The 324-nt window shown below is 50.6% G+C and carries 1 protein-coding gene; it reads right to left on the minus strand.

Going from position 1 to position 324, the window contains the following annotated elements; all coding sequences use genetic code 11:
- The coding region (locus tag NEI07_RS03870; protein ID WP_305123606.1) for a DUF2726 domain-containing protein at positions 1–324 on the minus strand (324 nt) is incomplete at both ends.

The raw sequence follows: 324 nt of genomic DNA on the forward strand, positions 1-324 counted from the left end.
CAACGATAACCACATCAACATGCCACTGAGACACCATCCTGAATAACTGCCACCACTGGCGTGATCGTGGCCGGATATTCCCGTTCAGCTGGACGATATCCGCGACCCGTACCTGCGGACACAGATACCACCGCTTCATATCCACAATTCTGAACAGTCCTTTCATAAAACTGACTTCCCTTTCTGTCAGCAGCGTCTTCTGACGTTGCCAGTATTCACCGCCGGACAGTATTCGCTCTGCATCACCGGTCCGTATACCTGCCGCATGCAACTGCATCAGCAAAGGAGAATGCTGATTTACACTTCTGAGGATAATCCGGATAA

This window comes from Methylocystis suflitae, assembly GCF_024448135.1.
Classification (GTDB): Bacteria; Pseudomonadota; Alphaproteobacteria; order Rhizobiales; family Beijerinckiaceae; genus Methylocystis; species Methylocystis suflitae.